Genomic DNA, 21,828 nt, shown 5'->3' on the forward strand with positions numbered 1-21,828 from the left:
GGCAGCCCATGATGGTGGTGCTTGATCGGTGTCGCGCACTGCTGTCCTGACCGATGCCCAGTGGGCCCGCCTGGCCTCGCTCTTGCCCTCGTCGGACGGGCGGCGTGGGCGGCCGTTCCGCGACTCGCGGCGAGTCGTGGAGGGCATCCTCTACCGGTACCGATGCGGCCTGGCCTGGCGCGATGTCCCAGCCGAGTTCGGGCCGTGGCAGACCTTGTGGAAGCGGCACCGCCGCTATGCGGGTGATGGCACCTGGGGCCACGCTCTCGCTGCTCTGCTCACCGACGCCGATACTGCCGGGATCGTGAACTGGGCAGTCAGCGTGGACTCCACCATCATCCGCGCCCACCAGCACGCTGCCACCCTCGAGCGTGACATGGGAGGGGGGAAGGTCGGAAACTACACGAATCTGCTCGCCGAGCCCGGCGATCACGCCTTGGGCCGGTCCTGCGGCGGCCTGTCGACGAAGATCCACCAACTCGTTGACGGACACGGCCGGCCCATCGTGGTGCTGGTCGGGCCCGGCCAGGGCGCGGACTCGCCGATGTTCCCGCATCTGATGGCGCACCTGAGCGTCGCCAGGGCGGGCCCCGGCCGTCCCCGGACCCGACCCGAACGGCTACGAGCGGGCAAGGCCTATTCCTCCCGCTCGATCCGCCGCCACCTGCGTGCGCGGCGGATCGTCACGGTCATCCCTGAATCCGCCGACCAGCAAGGACACCGCCGACGGCGTGGTTCACGAGGCGGTCGCCCACCCGCGTTCGACCGTGTCGACTACCGCAACCGCAACGTCGTCGAACGCGGCTTCTGCCACGTCAAGCAGTGGCGCGGGTTGGCCACCCGCTACGACAAGCTCGCGTTGACCTTCCGCGGCGGGGCCGTGCTGAAGGCGATCGTCACCTGGGTCCACGCTTTGAGAGACACGCGCTAGTTCGCGCCCCCGTCCTGGTCCGGATGTGGGGTTTCGGGGTCTGGCAACCGAGGCTGATGAGGGGGAGCGGCCAGTGTGACGGGTCAACGCGAAGCGCGTACCAATTCCCGATCAGAGTGCATGCCGGTGTGTTGGTGCATCCCCGTATCCGGGCGGGGGGCCCGCAGTGCGATTAGGCGGTGACTACTTCGACGGCTGCCTCGGAGAGCGCATCGCGCAGGTCGCCGGTGGGCTCGGTGTCCACGACGACACCGGTGAGCTGGTCGAGGGAGCAGACGTGGTGGCCGGCGATTCGGCCGAACTTCTCGCTGGAGACCAAGGCGTAGGAGCGGTGGGCGTTGGCGAGCACGGTCCGGCGCACCGCGATCTCTTCGAGGTGGTAGTCGGTGAGGCCGGCTTCGGGGTGCAGGCCTCCCGAGCCGAGGAAGGCGACGTCCGGGTAGGCCTCGGCGAAGAAACCGGCGGCAGTCGCGTTCGACAGAGCGAGGTCTCCGGGCCGCACTCGCCCACCTGAGACCAGGACGTCGAGCCCGGCGCGATCGGCCAGCTCCGAGGCGACGACTAGCGAGTTGGTCAGCACCGTCGCTGACAGCCCAGCTGGGAGCGCCCGGGCCACCGCGGCCGCCGTGGTCCCGACGTCGATCATGATGATCTGACCGTCCCGCACGAGCGAAGCGGCCGCACGGCCGATCCTGCTCTTGTTCCCGGCGCCCAGGCGCTGGCGCTGCTCGATGGGCGGTTCCTGTGAAATCGGCGGCTCCGTGCTCGCCGCGCCGCCGTGCACCCGGGTGAGCACTCCGCGTTCCTCGAGCGCCACGAGATCTCGCCGGATAGTTTCCCCGGAGACGGCCAGCTCCCGCACGAGCGTGTCAGTGCTGACGATCTGCGCGCTGCGCACCATCTCGGTGATCAGGGCATGGCGTTCTACGGCGAGCACAGATCGGATTGTAGCTGTGGACTTCTGTGGAGTCGGTGCCTCGCGTTGACCGGCGACGCGGCATGACGAACCCGGCTGAGAGTGATCAAGCAGCGACGATCCTCGATCGCGGCGGACCTCATCGTCGTGGGGTGTCGACCAGGGCTGGGAGATGGCGGCTGAGTGGTCACTGGACTGCGCTGAGGGCGTCCTGAGAATCCAGAACCTCTACGGCAGCAATCCGCCTCACATCATCGACGTGCCGCCGGGATAGGTCGGGATCCGGCTCGCTCTGCCGTTGACCGCTGGAGCGCGGTCGCGATCCAGCGGTCAACGTCGTCGAGCACCTGCATGCGTCCATGATCGCGCGCCGGGATCGCCTGCATTGCGGCGGCCCCGCCGGTTCAGCCCCGCTGCGGCATGCCGCTGCCGTGCGCGAACGAGCTGTGCTCCACGCCACGCACCGGTTCAGGCTGCCGCTGCAGCTCCGCGATGGATCGTTCGAGGTCCTCGACCAGGAGATCCGCGAGGTCGTGGGTGAAGCCGTTGCGGACCACGATCCGCAGCACCGCCAGGTCGGTGCGGTCTGCCGGGAACGCGTAGGACGGGACCAGCCAACCGCGTTCCCGCAGGTGCGCCGACACGTCGAAGACCGAGTAGCCGGTGACCTCCTCGCGCAGCGTGAAGGCGAACACCGGCAGCTGGTTCCCCCGGGTGAGCAACCGGAACGGCCCGAGCCCGGCGATCCGGTCGGCCAGCGAGGTCGCTATGTCCCGGCAGGTCTGCTGGACCCTGCGGAAGCCGTCGAAACCCAACCGCAGGAACGCGTAGTACTGCGCGACCACCTGCCCGCCCGGCCGGGAGAAGTTCAGCGCGAACGTCGGCATGCTGCCGCCGAGGTAGTTGACGTCGAAGACGAGGTCCTGCGGCAGCGCGGCCGACTCCCGCCACACCACCCAGCCCACGCCCGGGTAGACCAGGCCGTACTTGTGCCCGGAGGTGTTGATCGAGGCGACTCTCGGCAGCCGGAAGTCCCAGCGCAGGTCGGGGTCGCAGAACGGGGCGATCATCGCTCCGGAGGCGCCGTCGACGTGCACTGGGACGTCCCAGCCGTGCTCGGCGGACAACCGGTCCAGCGCGGCGCAGATCTCGGCCACCGGCTCGTAGCTGCCGTCGAAGGTGGAGCCCAGCACCGCCACCACCCCGATGGTGTTCTCGTCGCAGCGGGCGGCGGCTTCGGCGGCGTCGAGGTGGAAGCGCTCCCCCTCCATCGGCACCAGCCGCGCCTCGACGTCCCAGTAGTTCGCGAACTTCTCCCAGCAGATCTGGACGTTGGCGCCCATCACGACGTTCGGCCGGCCGGTCGAACGGCCGGCCGCGCGCCGGGCGTGCTGCCAACGGCGTTTGAGCGCCAACCCCGCCAGCATGCACGCCTCGCTGGAACCGGTGGTGGAGCAGCCGATGGTGGACTCGGGGTCGGGGGCGTGCCACAGCTCCGCGAGCATCCGCACGCAGCGCTGCTCCAGCGCGGCCGTGCGCGGGTACTCGTCCTTGTCGACCATGTTCTTCTCGAAGCACTCCGCCATCAACCGGTCGGCCTGCGGTTCCATCCAGCTGGTGACGAACGTGGCGAGGTTGAGCCGCGCGTTGCCGTCCAGCATCAGCTCGTCGTGCACGATCTGGTAGGCCACGTCGGGATCGAGCTCCCGCGCGGGCAACCGGTTGCGCGGCACCTGCGCCGGTTCGGCGACGAACACCGGGTTGATCGACAGGTGCTCGCGGCGGGAATCCCGGCTGCGCCCGGTGTTGCGGCGATGCTCCCGGTTCCGTGCGGTCATGGGTGCCAACGCTAGGTCAGCCGACCACCGGCCGCAGGGCGCGAAAGCCGCCCGGCGACACGGGAGACCTTCCCCGCACCTGCGCAGTTCTCTGCAGAGGAGGCCGTCGCCGCGACACCGGAAGCTCCCCGACCGCCGCGTCCCGCGGGACGCGGCCCGACTGCGGGCGGCTCGACGAAGCTGGCGCAGTGCGCAACGAAGTCACGCAGAGTCGAAGGTCCGCACGACTACGCGGTGTTTGCCGCCTCGCGTGCGCTCCATGGGCTCGTCGGTCGTCAGGTCGATGTCGACTGCGCTGCCCACCAGGCGTTGAACTTCGCCGAGCAGCATCGAGCGCTCATCCGCCTTGAAACCCGGTTCTACCTCGAGGCGCACCAAGACACGACCGGGCTCCGGCTGGACGAACTGGTAGCGCCGAACGTGACGGGTATCGAAGAAGCACTTCCCGAGCAGGTGCATGGAAACGTGCTTGCCATTCGGCAAGTGCAAACTGTCGCCCTGCCGACCGACCACCCGCTCTAGGAATGTGCCTTCCGCGCCGCATGGACATGTCGCCGCGCCGAGCACGGCCCGGTCCCCGATCCGGTATCGCAGGAAGGGCAGCGTCCGGGCGTGCAGGTTCGTCACGACCACGTCACCCTCCTCGCCCGGTCGACACCGGCGGCCGGCGTCGTCGAGGATCTCGACGATCGATACGTTCTCGGCGAGGTGAAGTCGACCGCGCGAACATTCCTGCGACAGGATGCCGCCGTCGTTGCACCCGTACTGATCGCGCAACGGCGCTTCGAAGGCTTGCTCGATGCGCTCGCGCCAGGTCGGGAACAACAGCTCAGCCGTCGTGACGATCGTCTTCGGCGGTGAGACGCGCACACCGGCTTCCAGAACGGCGTCGGCCATCGCTGCGACATGGCTCGCGTATCCGTACCAGAGCACTCCCCGCGCGCGTCCGGCCGTGAGTGCGCGTTCCAGGCTCGTCTCCGGGTCGACATGGCATCCCGCTGCGGAGACCACGCGCCCCTCCAGGAGAGAGCGCAAGCGGAACTTCAGACCCTCGCTCGCGGACTGCAACGAGGGTGGAGAACCCACCATGACCAGGCGGTCTCCGTAGCGGTAGCCAGTGCGTTCCCAGAAGTACAGGTTCGCCGCGTAGATGTGGGTCCAGGCGCGCTTGTCGAGCGGGTACTGAAACGGGTCGCCGGTACTACCACCGGTCTTCTTGGCGATGTGCGGAATGTCCCGCCAGTCCCGGCTCAAGAAGTTGTCCATGCATGACCGCATCATCGCCTTGTCGATCACCGGGAGCTCGGCGAGGTCCACGTCATCCATGTCCCGCCCGGCCAGCACGTCACGGTAGTACGGCACCTCTTCCTTGGCGTGCCGCAAGACAGCATGCAACCGGTCCCGTTGCCAAGATCGACGCTTTTGCTCGGGCCAGGTGAAGAACTCCGGCAACCACCGGGCGATGCTCAGATAAGGTGCCCGGACAACGGGCTCCACGACGCCGCGTGTCACGGCAGAGACCACTCGCGGGCGCAAGGCGGTGTGCAGACGGGGCAGAGACATCATCCGATCTCCCGGGCTGTTCAATCAGAAATGCTTTGTGACACTGGCAGATTCGGTTCTCCGATTCTCGGACCGGGCCGGTCAGGGCTCCGTGGAGCGGTAGCGCGCTACGACTCTGGTGAAGTCCCAGTCGCGCTGAGGGATCCCGCTTCCCGCGTCATCACTCGGGTCGCCGGGACGGTCGCGGTTGACCGCCCAGAAGGTGAATCGGCCGAGCCATCGGTCGTTGGCGTAGTCCAGGAAGTTGTGGAAGTCGGCCAACGACACGGTTTCCTCGGACCCACCGTTCTTGGACGATATGCCGGCCTTCTGGTACGCCTCTTCGATCGGTATTGCGAAGGTGCTGGCGATCTCCGACACGAGTCCTTCGGCGGCCGAGATCGTATCGCGGGTCATGTCGACGCCCCCGAAGTTGAACGGCATGATCGTGAAGACGTCGACGTTGGCGCCGAGCTCGTGCGCTCGTCGGATGAGCCGCTTGCCGAAGTCGCTCGGTCCGGTGCGTTCGGTGGGGAAAACGAGGGTCGTCTTCAGTCCGGGGTTGCGCTGCTTGACGATCTTCAGCGCGCCGAGTTCGCGGTCCTGCGCTTCAGGGGATTTGAATTCGCGCTTCTCGATGTCGACCTCGACCGCTTTGAGCTGGTAGGCGTCGATGACCTTCTGGTACGCGTTCGCCAGGGACTGTTCGTCCGGGCACACTTCGCCCAGCTTTCGCCCCTCCTGGGCGCTGCCTCCCATGGAGACGACGACGTCACCACCTGCGTCGCGGATCCTCTTGATCTGAGTGGCATCCTCGCCGTCCAGCGGCCGTTCGCCGTCCCATGCGGGATCGCAGCCGTTGCCGGAGAGGATGAACGCAAGGGTGAACGCCTTGACGCCGGTTTCCTTCATCACCGCAACCGGATCAGGAGGGCTGCCCCACCCGAAGAAGAGATATGGCGATGAAGTCACCACGGACGTGCTCGGGGGAACGGTGTTGCTGTGCACTCCGCACGAGATGCACGCCCAACCGATCACGAGGGTCACGAACAGCGCGCGCATCTTCGGCATGATCCGATTTTCCCCTGCCGCCACGAGGGCCGCCTGCCGTGTCACCCGGTGATCGTGGGTAATCATTCGGTGGTTCTGCCGAGGGACCGGCAAGTGGATCTGGTTTCCGCACGCCGGATGTGCGCACTGGTTCCGCGAAGATCGCTCGTCTTCCACCATCGTGGTCACTTCGCGCGTCCGCAGTGAGGCGTGCAGGTGACCGCTGCGTCCCAATCGGAGATTCGCCTCCTCGTGGGTGAACAGAACCGCACCGATGCTGTGCCACAAATCGGTGGCGGAGCATCCACTTTGGTATTGCCAAGCAAGCGGACCGTCGCATGAAGGTCAACCATGGCTTACCGGATCCCTGTTGCGTCCCAACCGGTTTCTGGAGGTCTCGTGGATCGAACGGACAAGATGATCGTCGCAGTAGTGGGTTACGGCTATTGGGGGTCCAAGCACGTACGCGTTCTCAGCACCTTGCCCGGCGTGGAGGTGGTGGTCGTCGACCAGGATCTCGGGCGGCTGGCCGAGGCCCACCGCAACTTCCCTGCGGTGGGCACAGCGTGTGCGCTGGACGAGGTTCTCGCCGACGTGCACGCGGTGGTGGTGGCAACTCCACCGTGCTCGCACGCGCAGATCGCGCTGAGCTCCGTGCTCGCGGGAAAGCACACCCTCGTCGAGAAGCCGCTGGCGACCTCGATCGAGGACGCCCGAAGACTCGTCGATGTGGCCGATGAACGTGGTGTGGTGCTCATGACCGGCCACACCTTCGAGTACAACGCCGCCGTGTGGAAGCTCAAGGAGATCATCGATTCCGGCGAGCTGGGGCGGGTGCTCTACATCGACACCGCGCGGCTGAACCTCGGTCTGTACCAACGGGACGTGAACGTCATCTGGGACCTCGCACCGCACGACCTCTCGATCATCTCGTTCCTGATGGACGAAACTCCGGCGTCGGTCACCACGTGGGCCCATCATCACGTCGACGGGCGACACGCGGACGTGGCGCACGTGCGCCTGGAACTGGAGAAGTCCGGGACCTACGCCTTCGTCCACGTCAGCTGGCTCAATCCGCAGAAGGTCCGCCGCGTGACGGTCGTCGGCGACCAGAAGATGGCGGTCTACGACGACACTTCCGATGAGGACCGGATCCGCGTCTACGACATCGGCGTCGACTCGCACGGCCTCGACGATCCTGCGGACGCGCACGCGATGCCGATCACCTACCGCTCCGGCGACATCGTCTCGCCGCACGTGGCGTTCCGCGAGCCGCTGCTCGTGCAGGACACCCACTTCATCGACTGCGCGCGCACCGGCCGAGTTCCCAACACCTCCGGTCGGCGCGGCCTGGAGATCGTCCGGGTGCTCAGCGCGTCGGACCTGGCACAGGTCACCGGTCGACCGGTACGGGTCCTGGACGTTCCAGCCCAGCGCTCCGCCGTTGACGCGGAAGTCCCGCAGCTGCTCCCAGAACCGGCTTGCGGGGAGGTCGTGCAATGAACGGGAACACCGGTGCGGTCCCCTTCCTGGACCTCGTGGACATCAACGCCGACCTGCAGGCGGATGTGGAAGTGGCGTGGAAGGCGGTCCTCCAGCACGGCCGGTTCGTCGGCGGGCCGGAGGTCGAACGGTTCGAGACGCAGTTCGCCACGTACTGCGGGGCGCGCAGTTGCGTCGGTGTCGCCAACGGCACCGACGCCATCGAACTGATCTTGACCGCGCTGGGGATCGGCGGCGGCGACGAGGTCATCGTTCCGGCGAACACCTTCGTCGCCACCGCGGAAGCGGTGCGCGCGGCCGGGGCGCGACCGGTGTTCGTCGATGTCCTCCCCGACACGCTGCTGATCGATCCCGCGGCGGCAGCCGCAGCGGTGAACCGGCGTACTGCTGCGATCATCGGGGTCCACCTGTTCGGCCAAATGGTTGCCGTGCCTGCGCTGAGCTCGCTCGCTGACCGCTGCGGTCTCGCGTTCATAGAGGACGCGGCACAGGCACACGGAGCGCGCTACAGCGGGCACCGCGCTGGAAGCGTCGGCCACGCCGCCGCTTTCAGCTTCTACCCCGGGAAGAACCTCGGTGCACTGGGCGATGGCGGCGCCGTCGTCACCAGCGACGTCGAGTTGGCCGACCGGGTGCGGCGCCTCGCGAACCACGGTCGAGCAGCGCACGACCGGTACCTCCACGAGCTGCCAGGCCGGAACAGCAGGCTCGACAGCATCCAAGCCGCAGCGCTGTCCTTGAAACTCCCGCGGCTGGACTCGGACAACGCGCGTCGGCGCGAAATCATGCGCCGGTACCGGGAATCGCTACCGGTGTCCTGCGTGCCGGTCGCCGTGGACCCCGCAGCCGAGCACGTGCACCACCTCGCGGTGGTGCGGACGTTGCGGCGGGAAGAAGCGGGGGAGGCGCTTTCCTCGGCCGGTGTGGGGTGGGGCGTGCACTACCCGGTTCCCTGCCACCTGCAACCGGCTTTCGCCGGATGCGACGAACGGCTTCCCGTCGCCGAGGAGGCGGCCACGCAGATCTTGTCCCTGCCGATCTCCCCGACGCTCGACGACGGCGACGTCGTATGGGTTTGCGACGCATTGCGAGGTGTCTGAACGTGACCGGAACCCAACACTCCAACGGCGAACCGGTCAACGCTCAGCGCTTCGACGCCGCGCAATTGAGAACCGCTGCCGCGCCGGCCAGTCCGCTCGACGGCGCTCGGGAGGACCGGCCGGCCCCACCGCCCGCGCCGGAAAGCCGGGCGTGGTCCGCACTGCTGGCCAACAAGCGGCGACTGCTGGGCGTGTCTCTGCTGATCGTGCTGCTCGGCGCCGGTACCGGTTTCGTCGGGGCCTTGGTGTGGCCGCCGGTGTACGCGGCGCGCGCGCAGATCCTCTTCGAGATCGGCGAGGAGAAGTCGACCGGCTTCCTGCGAGAGGACCGGAGTCTGACGACCCAACTGGTGCTGCTGCGCAGCAGGCAGGTGCTGGGGCCAGTCGCCGACCAGGAGCGGCTTCCGGTGGAGGAATTGGAGAAGACCGTGACGATGTCGCTGCTGGACAGCAGCGAGGTCCTGCAGGTCGAGGCCAGGGCTGGTACCCCCGACGTCGCCCAGCGCCGGGCCCAGGAGATCGTCGACCGCTACCGGAACGTGGCGCGAACCAACAGCGGGTCCGAATTGGACGGCTACGTGCTCGGGAACCTCGCCGATGTCCGGGCGCAGCTCGCCGAGGCGAACGCGCAGGTCTCGCGAGAGCGCGCAGTACCCGGTTCGCCTTCGCTGGCCGCCGCAGAAGCTCTGGCGCAAAGCCTGAAGCAACGTGAGCAGCAGTTGCAGTCGCAGCTCGAACAGCTCAGCATGACCGAACTCGCGCGGTCCGAACCCAAGGTCGTGGTGCCGGCCTACGCGGTGACCGACCCCGTCAGTCCTCGTCCCATGTTCGCCACGACAGCAGGAGCGCTCGCCGGACTCCTGGTCGCAGCCGTCACCGCTGTGCTCCTGGTCCGCCGGTGGAGCACTCGGTGAGTGCTCACTCCGTGCTGCGCGCCGACCTGTCCCGACCAGCCGCCAGGAGTACGGTGCGGCGTTCTGCCGTCGTCTCCGGCGGAATCCTCATCAGCCGACTGACGGGGCTGGTCCGGGTCGTCGTGGTTGGCGCGGTGCTCGGCCCGACCTACTTCGCGAACGCGTTCGTCGCCACGAACATGGTCCCCAACCTGACCTACAGCGTGATCGCGGGGCCCGCGCTCGCTCTCGTGATCGTCCCGACCGTGGTGCAGGTGCTCGCGCACGGCGGACCAGAAACGGCGATCAGGCTGTTCGGCCGGGTCAGCGGGTTCCTGCTGATCGCCTCGGCAGCGCTAGCCGGCATCGTGGCGCTCTCCGCGCCAGTGCTCGGTTGGTGCCTGAGCCTCGGAATCCCGCAGCCCTCGCTCCGGGAACAAGCCGAGCAGACGACAACAGTGCTGGTCCTGCTGGTCGCCCCACAGGTCGTGCTCTACACGGCGGCAGCGCTGGGCACCGCCGCTCAGCAGGCCCGCGAACGCTTCGCGCTGGCGGCCGTGGCCCCCGCAGCGGAGAACGTGGTGCTCATCGCCGCCGTAGTCGTGGTAGGCGTGCGCTGGGGGCCAGGGCTCGATGTCGCGGACATCACGGCTGGCCCGTTGGTCGTTCTCGGGGTGGGCAGCACCCTTGCCGTGGCGGTGCACGCTTGCCTCCAGTTGTTCGGGGCGTCCCGGGCCGGGCTGCCGCTGCGCCCGTCGTTGCGCTGGCGACTTGACCCGGAGGCGGCGTCCGTCCTGCGACGGCTGCGCAATTCGATCAGCCTGCCCCTCACACGATCGGTCGCGCTGTACGTGCTCCTTGCCGCCGCAGCGACCGTGCCTGGCGGAGTCATCGTGGTGCAGAGCGCCTACACGGTCATGCAGGTTCCGACCGCGTTGGGGGCACGGGCAGTGTCGACCGTCGTCCTGCCCGGGATGTCAGCCGCAGTTGCACGCGACGACCACAGCGGTTTCGCCGCGTCATGGCGACAAGCCCTGACCTTCGCGTCGATTACCAGCCTGCCTCCGCTGCTCCTGCTCACCGCGCTCGCACACCCGGTTGCGGGCATGCTGGCGAACGGGGAGTTGCACTCGGATGAGCTGATCGACCAGCTCGCGGCCTGTCTCGTGGTGATCGCAGTCGCCCAGTTCGCGGCGAGCGTGCACATGGTCGGACTCGATGCGCTGTTCGCGCAGCTGAACACCCGCTGCCCGAGGCTGGCCAGCTACGCACTCCTGGCCGCGTCGCTCACCGTCACCGTTGCCGCACTGCTCGTGCCGGACGACCAATCCCGCTCGGTGGTGTTGTGCGCGGGCCTGCTGGCGGGCGAGCTGGCCGGAGCGGTGACCGTGCTCCTCGGTCTGCGAGCCGTGTTGCGGCCCGAACGCTGGATCGACCACGCGCAGATCGTGCGGGCTCTTCTCGCTTGCGTCTCGATGGTGCCGATCGTCGTTTTCGGCCGCTGGTTCCTGAGCACGGGCGAGATCAGCCGGGTTGGATCCGCGATCGCCCTCGGCGCCTGCGGACTGGTGGCGATCGCGGTCTACGCCGGGGCAGTGCGCATCAGCTGGATCGGACGATGCCCATGAGCGTTCGGCTGCCCCGACGCGACGAGATCTCCGGCAGGATTCCGGACCGCGCGGAAGCACTGCTCATGACCCTGGCCGCCTTGTGTGCATCGCTGGCGGGACTGGCCATCGCCGTGGCCGGACCGCTGGTCGCCGCATCACTGGTGGCCTCAGCGCTCTTCGCCGCGGCCGCGTACCGCCCCGTGTTCGCGACCTATGCCTACCTGCTGACCTTGCCGTTCCTCGCGGGTATCGAACGCGGCGCGCTGGTGCCCGGAGCACGGCTGAACGAGGCGTTGTTCGTCGTGCTGGTGGCCGGGGCGTGCCTCGGTGGCTGGCTGCGGCTGCTACGCGGTGACCCGATCCCGCTGCGTCTGCGGCCGCTGGACGTTCCGCTAGCCGGTTTCGTGGTGCTCAGCACGGTTTGGCCGATCGCGTCGATGATGCTGCGCGGCGCCCAACCGCACGCCTCCGATCTAGTCGCGCTGCTACCGGTGTGCAAACTCGTGGCGCTGTTCCTCCTAGTCCGGTTGACCGTGCACACCGAGCAACAGCGGCTCCGCTGCATCCGCCTGGTGGTCTGGCCGACCGCTGGGTTGTCGATAGTCGCGATCTTGCAGACGCTGGGTGTCGAACCGGTGCTGACGTTGCTGAGCGCGTTCTGGAATGCGAGCACGAGCGAGGCCAGCGGCCGCGGCACGGCGACACTGGGGTCTTCGATCGCGACCGGTGATTACATCACCGTCGGGCTGGTACTCCTGCTGTACTGCGGCACTCGCGGAATCCTCGGCAAGTCGGAGCGGATCGGGCTCGGTGTCCTGCTCGGTGCCGGCGCCCTGGCAAGTGGGCAGTTCTCGACCTGGATCTCCGTACTCGTGGCCGGAGTGCTGATCCTGCGCCGCTACCCGCAGGCCCGGCAGCAGGTGGTCAGGTTCCTGCCGATCGTGGGGATCGCCGCGCTCGTCGGCGCACCCGCGTTCCTCGGCCGCATGGCGGACTTCACGCAGGGCCACACCGTGCCCCGCAGCTGGCTCGGCCGGTGGGACAACCTCACCACCTTCTACCTGCCGCAGCTGGCGGACGGGCACCTCGTCCTCGGGATCTCGCCTAACTCGGTGGTCACTGCCCCGGAGACCTGGCGGGACTCCATCTACCTCGAATCCGGCTACCTGTACTTCCTCTGGGCAGGCGGGATTCCACTGCTGATCGGGTTCGTCTGGCTGTCGGTCGCGGTGCTGCGCGGGGCCGATCGGCTGGCCGCGCGTCCCGGTTCGGCAGGGGCGTGCGCGGCAACGCTCGAGGTCGCTTGGTGGATGGTCCTGGTTCTGTCGCTGATCGACATCCACCTGGTGGTGCGCGGGTTCGGCGATCTGCTGTTCGTTCTGCTGGCGATCATGTCCGGGAGGCTTGGTGATGACGAGTACGGCACTCAGGATCCTGCTTTCGATCGGTCTAGCACGACCTAGGAGGCCGACACCGGCGGTGCGGGCGGAGCGCACACCGGAACCGTTGACGCCGTGCGGTCGGCGACCTCGGTGGGAGCGGGCCGTGGTGCGCGGGATCGACGTGGTCGGTGCAGCCGTCGGGTTGACCGTTCTCGCGCCGTCGATGCTCATCGTCGCCGGCATCATCCGCCTCGCCAGCCAGGGCCCGGCGCTGTTCCGGCAACGCCGGGTCGGGCAGGGCGGAAAGACTTTCACGCTCTACAAGTTCCGCACCATGCGCCTGGGAAGCAGCGACGAACCGCTGCGCGAGATGATCGCACGGGAGTTGCGCGGCGAGGACACCTCCTCCGACGGCAGTTTCAAGCTGGACCGCGATCCGCGCATCACCGCGGTTGGTTCTTGGCTGCGGCGTACCAGCCTCGATGAGTTGCCGCAGCTGCTCAACGTGCTGCGCGGTGACATGGCGCTGGTGGGCCCCCGTCCGTGCCTCGAGTGGGAGGCCGCGATGTTCCCAGCGGAGTTCGCCGAGCGGAACGCGGTGAAACCCGGGCTGACCGGGCTGTGGCAGGTCAGCGGCCGCAGCACCATGGGCACCTTGGACATGCTCCGTCTGGACATGGTCTACGTGCGGTCCTGCAGCCTGCAGACCGATCTCGCCATCCTGGCCCGAACCCTGCCGTCGATGCTGCGCGGGGACGGTGCCCGATGACGACGCTCTTCGTGGCAACCACGGGCGGTCACCTGGCCCAGCTGCACAGCCTGTCCGAGCGGATTCCCGCGGACGGTCCGGCGGTGTGGGTGACCAGCCGCAACGAGCAGAGCACGTCGATGCTGGCAGATCGGGATGTCGTATACGTTCCGCCGGTCGGATGCCGCAGCGTGCGGGGAGTGCTGCGGTGCTTGCCGATCGCGCACCGGCTGTGGCGCGATCGGGGCATCACCCGGGCCATCTCCACCGGTTCCGGCATCGCACTCGGCTTCCTGCCCTACCTGGCCGCGCGCGGCGTGGAGTGCCATTACGTCGAGAGCGCCGCACGGGTGAACAGCCCGTCATTGACCGGAAAACTGGTCCGCTGGGTTCCCCGGGTCCGGGTGTACACCCAGTACCCGCACGCTGCCGGTCGCGGCTGGCACCACGGCGGCAGCCAGTTCGACGTCTACCGGGCAACGACCGCAGACAGCCCGCCGGGAGACCGGTTGCGCGTGGTGGTCACGGTCGGCGCATCGACGTTCCCGTTCCGCCGGATGATCGAATCTCTGGTGCCGCTGCTCGAGCCGGGCGGTGCGATGTACCAAGCGACCGGCCTTCCGGTCGAAGTTCTTTGGCAGACCGGCCCGGCACCGGTGGACGACCTGCCGATCCAGACCAAGCCGTACCTGCCGATCACCGAGCTCGCGGAGGCGCTTTCGAAGGCCGACGCAGTGATCAGCCACTCCGGTACCGGGTCCGTGCTGCTGGCGTTCGATGCGGGGAAGGCGCCGGTGGTGGTCACCAGACAGCGCCGGTTCGGCGAGGCGATCGACGACCACCAGCACCAGCTCGCGACCGAACTCGATCGTCGCGGCCTGGTACTGCACCGGGAACTCGGCGACATCACCGTCGATGACCTGCTAGCAGCTCGGTCAACGGCGGTGGGAACGCTGCGGGAGCCACCGCCGTTCCAGCTCTCCCGAACTCCTGCGAAGGGTCTAATGCGCAGCACCACACCCGAAATCGTCACTGTCGACCCGCGGAAGGACCCGCGATGGGCCGAACTCGCCGCTGGTCCGCAGGGCAGCCTGTTCACCTCCCAGCCGTGGCTGGAGGCACTGTGCCGGACGTACGGCTTCACCCCTGAAGCTCGCATCGCGGTGGACGCATCGGGAGCGGTAGTCGGCGGCTTCGCCTGGGTCCGCATCCACGACATCCGCGGAGAACGGCTGTGCAGCCTGCCGTTCTCCGACTGGGCGGACCCGTTCGCCCCCGACGAGGCTGTCTGGCGCCAGCTCACCGACGGGATCGTCGACGAGGAAGTCCCATTTGCTCTGCGGTGCTTGCACTCCGAAGCCCCCGTGCGGGATCCGCGGCTGCGGGAAGCAGGCCGACTCGCCTGGCACGCGACGCGGTTGGACGCCCCACTGCCCGAACTCCACCGACGGATCTCCGCCAACGCCCGCCGCAACATAGCCGTAGCCGAGCGGAACGGCGTCCGGATCACCGCCGACACCGGGGTGGAAGCGCTGCGGAACTTTCACCGGATGCAGGTTCGGCTGCGCAAGCACAAGTACCGAATGCTGGCCCAACCGATGGAGTTCTTCGAGAACATCTGGGAGCAGTTCCACTCCGACGACTCGGTCGTGACCATGACAGCGCACGTGGGCGACGAATCCGTCGCCGCTGCGGTGTTCCTGCAGCGGAACGGTTCGCTGCACTTCAAGTTCGGTTCGTCATTGCAGGACCGGCTGCAACTGCGCCCCAACGACGCGATCTACTGGGCCGCGATCCGCTGGGCAGCGGATCGCGGGCTGCGGCTGGTCGACTGGGGTGTTAGCGACCTCGACCAGCCGGGGTTGCTGCGCTTCAAGCGGAAGTACGCCGACGATGAGAAGCAGGTCGTGATCTTGCGCTCACAGCGCGGAGCATCGACCGAACGTTCCGAAGTCGACGATCTTCTCGGCGAAATCACTGGTTTGCTCACCGACGAATCCGTCTCCGATGACATCACTGGGAAAGCCGGCTCCCTGCTCTACCGGTACTTCTGCTAGGAGGTTTCATGCAGCGCGATGACCGATCAGCCGTGAACATGACGTGTGCCGTTGCACCTCCACGGACGAACGCGGCCAGGATAAGTCCGGAAGAGAAGTTCGGTGCACGAGTTGTCATCGTGGGCCAGGGCTACGTGGGCCTTCCCGTGGCCATGCGCGCCTGCGAGGCCGGATTCGACGTCGTCGGTCTTGACGTCGACGAGGACCGCATCGATCTGCTCCAGAGCGGCAAGTCCTTCATCGACGACGTGGACGACGAGCGACTCGCGGCCGCTCTGGCGACGGGCCGGTACCTACCCACCACCAAGCACGCGGAACTGCGCGGTTTCGACTTCGCTTCGGTCTGCGTTCCTACTCCACTGCACGACGGCGCACCGGACCTGCGTTGCATAGAGGATGCCGCCCGGGCGTTGTCCACGCACATCTCGCCCGGCTGCTGCGTGGTGCTCGAGTCCACCACCTATCCCGGGACCACGGAGGAGATCTTCGTGCCGATCCTGGAGTCCGGTTCAGGACTGCGCGCAGGAGCCGACTTCTACGTCGGTTACAGCCCAGAACGCATCGACCCGAGCAACCCGACCTGGAAGTTCCACAACACGCCGAAGATCGTGTCCGGTGTGGACCCGGGGTCATTGCGAGCCGTCCGCGACTTCTACGACCAGCTGGTGGAAGTGACCGTTCCAGTGCCAGGCACTCGGGACGCGGAACTGGCGAAACTCCTGGAGAACACCTTCCGGCACGTCAACATCGCGTTGGTCAACGAACTCGCGCTATTCTCGCACGGACTCGGGGTGGACGTGTGGTCAGTCCTCGATGCGGCGGCCAGCAAACCGTTCGGGTTCATGCGCTTCTCGCCCGGACCCGGGGTCGGCGGGCACTGCCTGCCAATCGATGCTTCCTACCTGTCTTGGCAGGTGCGGCGTTCCCTGGGACAGGAGTTCCGACTGGTCGACGTCGCCAACGATGTCAACAAACACATGCCGGACTATGTCGTCGCACGCGCCACTGAACACCTGAACCGGCGCCGCAAATCCGTGAACAGCAGCGACGTCCTGCTGATCGGGCTGACCTACAAGGCGAACTCCGGCGATGCACGCAACTCCCCGTCGATGGCCGTGGCCGAGCGCCTCGTCCGGCTCGGCGCCGACCTTCGCGCGGTCGACCCCCTTATCGACCCGGACGAAGTTCCGCAACACGTGCGGCTGGTGGGGTTCGATGCCGACCAAATCTCCCAGTCTGACCTGATCATCGTGCTGACCGACCACGACATGCTCGACTGGGCGTTGCTGGAGCGCTACGCCGACCGCGTGTTGGACACCCGCAACCGGCTCCGCTCACCGCAAGTGGAACGGTTCTGACGAAGTCACCGGTGTTGTCGGGGTGGGGATTCTCGATTCGGGGAGATGCGGGTTGGGGGAGGGGAAGCGCATCCATCGGTCGGAATCGTCGGTGGGCCAAGAGCTTTCAGTTCTGGATCAGGTCTGCGCAGGTTCGCCGATCATGATCGAGGGGGCGTTGGTGTTGCCGCCGATGATGGATGGCATCAGCGAGGCGTCCGCGACTCGGAGGCCGTCGATGCCGAGGACCTTGAGGTCGGCCCGACCACTGCTCGTTCGTCCGCGCCCGTTCGGCAGGTGCCGGTGGCGGCCGTCATACCTGAGTGGACTGTCCGTCCTCCGATGTGTTGTCGCCCGCTCACGCGGTCTTTGGGGCGGTCTCGGCCTCACGTTCCTCAGCGGCGAGGGCAGGTACCGCGGGCAGTGCGATGAGCGCGGCCAGTGCGATGGCGAGCACCCCACCGGCGAGTTTGCCCAGTACCAGCGGCAGGATGAGATTCGGCTGGAAGTTCGCCGTGAACGCCAGGTGATCCCCTACGAGGAAGGCGGCGCAGACGGCGAACGCGATGCACAGCACCTTGTCCTTCGGCGGCATGTGGCGAACGAGTCGGAACAGGGCCAGCACGTTGGCTGCGGCGGCCAGTAGTCCGGCCGTGCCTTCGGTGCTCATCCCCACGCGGCGGCCAAGCGCGCCCAAGGGGCGGGCGAGCCCCTTGCGCAGCATGTAGACCATGGGGAACGCCCCGGCAAGCATGATGCCGATATTGCCGGCGACTTCCAGCGCCCGGTACTGGTCTTCGGTGTCGGCGATAACCGGATCGAAGCCCCAGCCGCCGAGAACGGAGGAGAACACGCCCGTGAAGTGCTCGATGATGCTCACCGCCAGTACGAGCTTCAGCGCGGCATCCAGGATTCGTCCGAACCAGATGAACAGGCGGATCATGGTCGTCGGCACGAACCACAGAGCCAGCGCCAGAAGCACCACGAACACCGCCAGCGGTAGCACGTTGAGCAGCATGGATCCGGTGTCCAGACCGGACAGCGGCGCGTTCGAAGCACTGTCGGCGGACACCTCGCCACGCACCGTCGTCGAGGTGGCGAGCAGGATGCTGGTGGTGACCAGCACGCCGATGGGGATCGCGAGTACACCGGACATCACGCCCAGCGCCATGTAGCGGTGGTCGCGGCGGTCCAACATGGCCAGTCCGACCGGGATGGTGAAGATGATGGTGGCCCCGGCCATGTAGCCGACCACGGTGGCCATGATCCATCCACCAGTACTGCCTGCGGTTTCCTGCGCCAGTTGGTAGCCGCCCATGTCCACCGCGATCAAGCTCGTCGCGGCGATCGCCGGGTCCGCACCGATCGCGCCGAACAGCGGGCCGGCGACCGACTCGACCAGTGCCGACAGGTACGGGATGGCGGCCATGATCCCGGCGACGGGAAGGAAGATGGGCCCGATGGAGTACAAGCCTTCCTTGAACTCTCGGCCGAGTCCGTTTTCGTCGTCGCGGATCGACGCCACGGCGCCGATCACGACGAACACCATCATGAGGTAAATGATCAGGTTCCCGAAGAACTCCACTCGCCCTCCTCCTTCCGGTGGTCAACGGTTCAGCCCAGGAGTGGTCGCAGGTGGTCGTTGAGGAATGTGCCGTTCGGATCGAACTCACGGCGCACGGCGAGGAAGGTGTCGAACTCGGGGAACAGCTCACCCAGCCGATCCCGCGTCATGAAGTGGATCTTGCCCCAGTGCGGTCGGGCCTGATATTGCTGCAGCCGCTGGTCCACGGCGCGCAGGAACGGCCAGTAGTCGGTACCGGGCGCACCGGACACCGAGAGCACCATGGTGTCGCGCTGGTAGTTCGGCGACAGGTACGCGTCGTCGGCCGAAGTCCAACGCACTTCGATCGGATAGAGCTGGTCGGGAAACTCGTCGAGCATCAACCGCCGGATCTTGTTGAGGGCCTCCAGGCCGTGCTCGGCCGGAACCATGTACTCCATCTCGTGGAAGGGCTCGTCGTACCCGCCGGGGTAGACCCGGTAGGCGCGATCGGTCCGGTTTCCCACGTCGTCGGAGACGAGCCCTTCTGGCTCGGTGACCTCGACCTCGTCGTAGATCTTGACGTAGCAGTGGTTGCTCATCGGCTGGTCGGGTGGCGCCGGGAGTTGGTAGAGGTCCACGGAGTGGTCCGCGGGACACCAGAAGAACGAGAAGTGCCGGTGATTGGCGATCAGCTCGTCCCAGGAGTCCTCGATCTCCTGCCACGGCCGGTAGCTGATCTCTTCTTTGATGTAGTAGGCGGGGGAAACGGCCAGCTCGACCTCGAGCATCACGCCGAGCGAGCCGATCGCGACCTGCGCCGCGCGCAGCTCCCGCATCCGGTCCTCACCGATTTCGACGACCTCGCCATGTCCGTTGACCAGTCGCACTCGGCGCATCGCTGCGGACATGTTCGGCAGCTCGATGCCGGAGCCGTGCGTGGCCGTCGAGAGAGCACCGGCGATTACCTGCTTGTCGATGTCACCCTGATTGGACAGTGACAGCCCGGCATCCCACAGCGGCTCACCGAGCTGACCGACCGTGGTGCCCGCCAGCGCGGTGGCTCGCAGCCGCTGAGGATCGGTTGCGGTCACCCCGCTCAGTTGCGTCAGGTCGAGCATGAGCCCACCGGTGGGCACGATCGGCGTGAACGAGTGTCCCGTTCCGGCGACCCGCACGTTCATCCCTTGCCGGATCGCGTAGCGGACGGCGTCGACGACTTCGGATTCGTCGCGGGGCTGGGCGTACATCGCCGCGGTGACGGTGTGGTTTCCGGCCCAGTTGGTCCAGACTCGGTCGTAGCTGGTGGGCGCGGACAGCGAGGGCTCGGTCAAGTGGATGCTCCGATCTTGTGCAACGGATCTCGATCAGTCGTCGGATACGCCTCCCGCATCGGCAGCGCGGGCTGGATGGCGCATGGCATGGAATCAGCACCGGGCGATTCCCGGCCGATCAGGACGTGTTGACCACGACGTGCTTCGTTCGGGAGTAGTCGTCGAGCGCGAGGGCGGACATATCGCGTCCGTAGCCGGAGAGTTCTTCGAACGCTCCGAGCTCGGACGCGGGGACCAGGACCAGCCTCTGCGTACCGGTAGGACGGAGCTTCTTCGTCATCAAGTTGCTCCCCGAAGGCTCGTCGGAGGAGCGCACCAGCGGTGAAATTCAACGGCGAATGCTGCCGGCGGCGTCTCCGAGTGGACAGCGGTGCCGGAAAACCTAAAACATTCAATTTTAAAATGACAAGCGTCTATTCGGGTCCCGTTAGCGCCGGTATGCTCGCTCGATGTCGTACGGTGACGGCCGAACCGATCACGTCCGTACGTCAAATCCCGCCCGGACCAGTTGGTGAGCAGAGGAAAGACAACGGTGTCGAGTTTTGCTGCGTACCTACGGTTGGACGGGACCGAAGGTCCGGGACTGCCCCGCAACGTGGCCCGACAACTGGAGACCGCGATCGCCGTCGGGCTGCTCAGCCACGGCGACCGACTGCCACCAGAATCCGAACTCGCGGCCGAGCTGGGGGTTTCCACCGGGACCCTCCGGCAGGCATTGGAGACCCTACGACAGCGTGGGGCTATCGAAACCCGCCGCGGACGCGGCGGCGGCAGCTTCGTGCGAAACGCGTCGAAACTGCCGCCCGAAACGGCGCTGAACCAGCTGCGTGAGCGCAGCGCCGACTCGCTACGGGATCTCGGCGACGCCTGTGCCGCTGTGGTCGGTGGGGCCGCCCACCTGGCTGCGCAGCGGGCAGTCCGCGACGATGTGGAACGGCTGCGGCGGCTGGCCGAGCACTTCCGCTTCGCCGAGATCGCGGATGAGCGACGCCGAGCGGACAGCCGTTTCCACATCGAGATCGGTGTGGTCGCTCACTCGGTCCGGCTCACACAGGCCATCGTCCACCTGCACGATGAGCTGGCGTCGTTGTTCTGGATGGCCGGTGGCGAGGCCGAGCACCATCCCGTGACCGAATCGGCACACAATGCGCTCATTGAGGCGATCGACAGCGTTGACGCGGATACCGCGCGTGCTGTCGTGATGCAGAACGTGGAAAGCCGGGTGCAGCACCTGATCGATCTGCACCTGGACCTAGCGGTGCGCGGTGAACCATGATGGCAGCGTCGCGCAACCAGAAGGTGAAGGATCTTGAACGACGGAGATCTCGCGTCGCTGCGCCGTTGCGCGGAACGCATCAGAGCACGGGTTGATCGGGTGCTCGATGATCTCGGCTCGGTTCAGACCGAGATCGTTCGGATATTCGCATCAGCTCGGCGGCCGCTGCGCCGAGCCGACGTCGCGCAGGTGCAGCCGACCCTGCTGAACGTGCTCGACCAGCACCGCGGCTTCGTGCAGGGGGTGGGCCTCGCGCTCGACGACGGCCACCTCCGCGACGCATCGCGCTGGATGGAGTGGTGGCGCCGCGAGGACGACAAGCCGGCCCGCTTTGTCCGCCACCATCTCGCCCCGGAGCACAACTACTTCTACGACTACGTCAACCAAGAGTGGTTCGCGCTGCCCCAGCGCTCGAGACGGCCGGCGGTCACCGGCCCTTTCGTCGACTTCGCCGGGACCAACGAACACACCATCACCCTGGCCGTTCCGGTGGTCCACGACGATGAGTTCGTCGATGTGCTGGGGGCAGACATCGCGGTCGAGGGCGTCGAGCGGTTGCTGATCGAGTCCTTGCGATCGCGGTCACCGGACGCAGTGCTGCTCAACGAGCACGACCGCGTCGTGGCGTCGACCAGCGCGCAGTGGTGGAGCGGGACCCTGCTGCGCCGTGATCCAGGCGTGGCCTGGTCCGAGGGCGTCGACCTCGGCGGTGACCTGCGCTGGCGCCTCGTCACGGCGCACCGAGTGCCGGACACGGACCACAACTGA

18 protein-coding genes and 1 pseudogene are annotated in these 21,828 nt (G+C 67.1%); 11 read left to right on the forward strand and 8 right to left on the reverse strand.

Features of this window, described 5'->3' with window-relative positions:
- Nucleotides 1-28 precede the first annotated feature (28 nt).
- Nucleotides 29-931, forward strand: a complete 903-nt coding sequence (locus tag ACWCO2_RS24810) for an IS5 family transposase (protein WP_450130154.1) — start codon at nucleotides 29-31, stop codon at nucleotides 929-931.
- Nucleotides 932-1,103: 172 nt separating this feature from the next.
- On the opposite strand, the gene ACWCO2_RS24815 is transcribed toward ACWCO2_RS24810, so the two are convergent.
- The 4 genes from ACWCO2_RS24815 to ACWCO2_RS24830 all read right to left on the reverse strand — a co-directional run bounded on the left by ACWCO2_RS24815 (nucleotide 1,104) and on the right by ACWCO2_RS24830 (nucleotide 6,298).
- The gene (locus ACWCO2_RS24815) at nucleotides 1,104-1,868 is read right to left on the reverse strand and encodes a DeoR/GlpR family DNA-binding transcription regulator (RefSeq protein WP_450130155.1); all 765 of its coding nucleotides are present in this window, start codon (nucleotides 1,866-1,868) and stop codon (nucleotides 1,104-1,106) included.
- A gap of 383 nt (nucleotides 1,869-2,251) precedes the next feature.
- Entirely contained in the window at nucleotides 2,252-3,685 is a 1,434-nt protein-coding gene (locus tag ACWCO2_RS24820) for a glutamate decarboxylase (RefSeq protein WP_450130156.1), read from the reverse strand.
- A 201-nt stretch (nucleotides 3,686-3,886) separates the two neighbouring features.
- Nucleotides 3,887-5,197: a phenylacetate--CoA ligase family protein gene (locus ACWCO2_RS24825; RefSeq protein WP_450130157.1), complete on the reverse strand. Its 1,311-nt coding sequence runs from the start codon at nucleotides 5,195-5,197 to the stop codon at nucleotides 3,887-3,889.
- 132 nt (nucleotides 5,198-5,329) lie between these two features.
- Nucleotides 5,330-6,298 (reverse strand): chitinase, encoded by a 969-nt coding sequence (locus tag ACWCO2_RS24830; protein WP_450130158.1) that lies wholly within the window; start codon nucleotides 6,296-6,298, stop codon nucleotides 5,330-5,332.
- A gap of 378 nt (nucleotides 6,299-6,676) precedes the next feature.
- On the opposite strand from ACWCO2_RS24830, the gene ACWCO2_RS24835 reads away from it, so the two are divergent.
- From ACWCO2_RS24835 to ACWCO2_RS24870, 8 genes are all read left to right on the forward strand, one after another.
- The gene (locus tag ACWCO2_RS24835; RefSeq protein ID WP_450130159.1) at nucleotides 6,677-7,780 is read left to right on the forward strand and encodes a Gfo/Idh/MocA family protein; all 1,104 of its coding nucleotides are present in this window, start codon (nucleotides 6,677-6,679) and stop codon (nucleotides 7,778-7,780) included.
- Complete coding sequence (locus tag ACWCO2_RS24840) at nucleotides 7,777-8,880, forward strand: DegT/DnrJ/EryC1/StrS family aminotransferase (RefSeq protein WP_450130160.1); 1,104 nt, start codon at nucleotides 7,777-7,779, stop codon at nucleotides 8,878-8,880. The genes ACWCO2_RS24835 and ACWCO2_RS24840 overlap by 4 nt, the downstream gene beginning before the upstream one ends.
- Before the next feature lie 2 nt (nucleotides 8,881-8,882).
- The gene (locus ACWCO2_RS24845; protein WP_450130161.1) at nucleotides 8,883-9,794 is read left to right on the forward strand and encodes a hypothetical protein; all 912 of its coding nucleotides are present in this window, start codon (nucleotides 8,883-8,885) and stop codon (nucleotides 9,792-9,794) included.
- Complete coding sequence (locus ACWCO2_RS24850; RefSeq protein WP_450130162.1) at nucleotides 9,791-11,401, forward strand: lipid II flippase MurJ; 1,611 nt, start codon at nucleotides 9,791-9,793, stop codon at nucleotides 11,399-11,401. Before ACWCO2_RS24845 ends, ACWCO2_RS24850 begins: the two co-directional genes overlap by 4 nt.
- Nucleotides 11,392-12,846, forward strand: coding sequence for a hypothetical protein (locus ACWCO2_RS24855; RefSeq protein WP_450130163.1), 1,455 nt, complete (start codon nucleotides 11,392-11,394; stop codon nucleotides 12,844-12,846). Before ACWCO2_RS24850 ends, ACWCO2_RS24855 begins: the two co-directional genes overlap by 10 nt.
- 82 nt (nucleotides 12,847-12,928) lie before the next feature.
- Nucleotides 12,929-13,534 carry a sugar transferase gene (locus tag ACWCO2_RS24860; RefSeq protein WP_450130164.1) on the forward strand — a complete coding sequence of 202 codons (606 nt, stop codon included), beginning with the start codon at nucleotides 12,929-12,931 and terminating at the stop codon, nucleotides 13,532-13,534.
- Nucleotides 13,531-15,570 carry a GNAT family N-acetyltransferase gene (locus ACWCO2_RS24865; protein WP_450130165.1) on the forward strand — a complete coding sequence of 680 codons (2,040 nt, stop codon included), beginning with the start codon at nucleotides 13,531-13,533 and terminating at the stop codon, nucleotides 15,568-15,570. The genes ACWCO2_RS24860 and ACWCO2_RS24865 overlap by 4 nt, the downstream gene beginning before the upstream one ends.
- A 119-nt stretch (nucleotides 15,571-15,689) precedes the next feature.
- Nucleotides 15,690-16,928 carry a nucleotide sugar dehydrogenase gene (locus tag ACWCO2_RS24870; RefSeq protein ID WP_450130166.1) on the forward strand — a complete coding sequence of 413 codons (1,239 nt, stop codon included), beginning with the start codon at nucleotides 15,690-15,692 and terminating at the stop codon, nucleotides 16,926-16,928.
- 117 nt (nucleotides 16,929-17,045) lie between these two features.
- On the opposite strand, the pseudogene ACWCO2_RS24875 reads toward ACWCO2_RS24870, so the two are convergent.
- The 4 genes and pseudogenes from ACWCO2_RS24875 to ACWCO2_RS24890 all read right to left on the reverse strand — a co-directional run.
- Nucleotides 17,046-17,209 (reverse strand): annotated as a pseudogene (locus tag ACWCO2_RS24875) (GMC oxidoreductase); the annotation flags it as partial.
- Nucleotides 17,210-17,265: 56 nt separating this feature from the next.
- Complete coding sequence (gene eutH, locus ACWCO2_RS24880; protein ID WP_450130167.1) at nucleotides 17,266-18,492, reverse strand: ethanolamine utilization protein EutH; 1,227 nt, start codon at nucleotides 18,490-18,492, stop codon at nucleotides 17,266-17,268.
- 29 nt (nucleotides 18,493-18,521) lie between these two features.
- Nucleotides 18,522-19,784: a D-arabinono-1,4-lactone oxidase gene (locus ACWCO2_RS24885; protein WP_450130168.1), complete on the reverse strand. Its 1,263-nt coding sequence runs from the start codon at nucleotides 19,782-19,784 to the stop codon at nucleotides 18,522-18,524.
- Between the two features lie 118 nt (nucleotides 19,785-19,902).
- Complete coding sequence (locus tag ACWCO2_RS24890; RefSeq protein WP_450130169.1) at nucleotides 19,903-20,064, reverse strand: hypothetical protein; 162 nt, start codon at nucleotides 20,062-20,064, stop codon at nucleotides 19,903-19,905.
- Nucleotides 20,065-20,379: 315 nt separating this feature from the next.
- Between ACWCO2_RS24890 and ACWCO2_RS24895 the strand changes: the two genes are divergently transcribed.
- Nucleotides 20,380-21,060, forward strand: coding sequence for a FadR/GntR family transcriptional regulator (locus ACWCO2_RS24895; RefSeq protein WP_450130194.1), 681 nt, complete (start codon nucleotides 20,380-20,382; stop codon nucleotides 21,058-21,060).
- Nucleotides 21,061-21,093: 33 nt separating this feature from the next.
- Nucleotides 21,094-21,828, forward strand: a complete 735-nt coding sequence (locus ACWCO2_RS24900; RefSeq protein ID WP_450130170.1) for a cache domain-containing protein — start codon at nucleotides 21,094-21,096, stop codon at nucleotides 21,826-21,828.

This window comes from Saccharopolyspora sp. NPDC002376 (assembly GCF_053593195.1).

Bases quoted from the DNA above. Each gene is read 5' to 3' on its own strand.
- ACWCO2_RS24840 (WP_450130160.1), top strand. From the start codon at position 7,777: ATGAACGGGAACACCGGTGCGGTCCCCTTCCTGGACCTCGTGGACATC.
- ACWCO2_RS24865 (WP_450130165.1), top strand. From the start codon at position 13,531: ATGACGACGCTCTTCGTGGCAACCACGGGCGGTCACCTGGCCCAGCTG.
- ACWCO2_RS24890 (WP_450130169.1), bottom strand. From the start codon at position 20,064: ATGACGAAGAAGCTCCGTCCTACCGGTACGCAGAGGCTGGTCCTGGTC.
- ACWCO2_RS24855 (WP_450130163.1), top strand. From the start codon at position 11,392: ATGCCCATGAGCGTTCGGCTGCCCCGACGCGACGAGATCTCCGGCAGG.
- ACWCO2_RS24830 (WP_450130158.1), bottom strand. From the start codon at position 6,298: ATGCCGAAGATGCGCGCGCTGTTCGTGACCCTCGTGATCGGTTGGGCG.
- ACWCO2_RS24820 (WP_450130156.1), bottom strand. From the start codon at position 3,685: ATGACCGCACGGAACCGGGAGCATCGCCGCAACACCGGGCGCAGCCGG.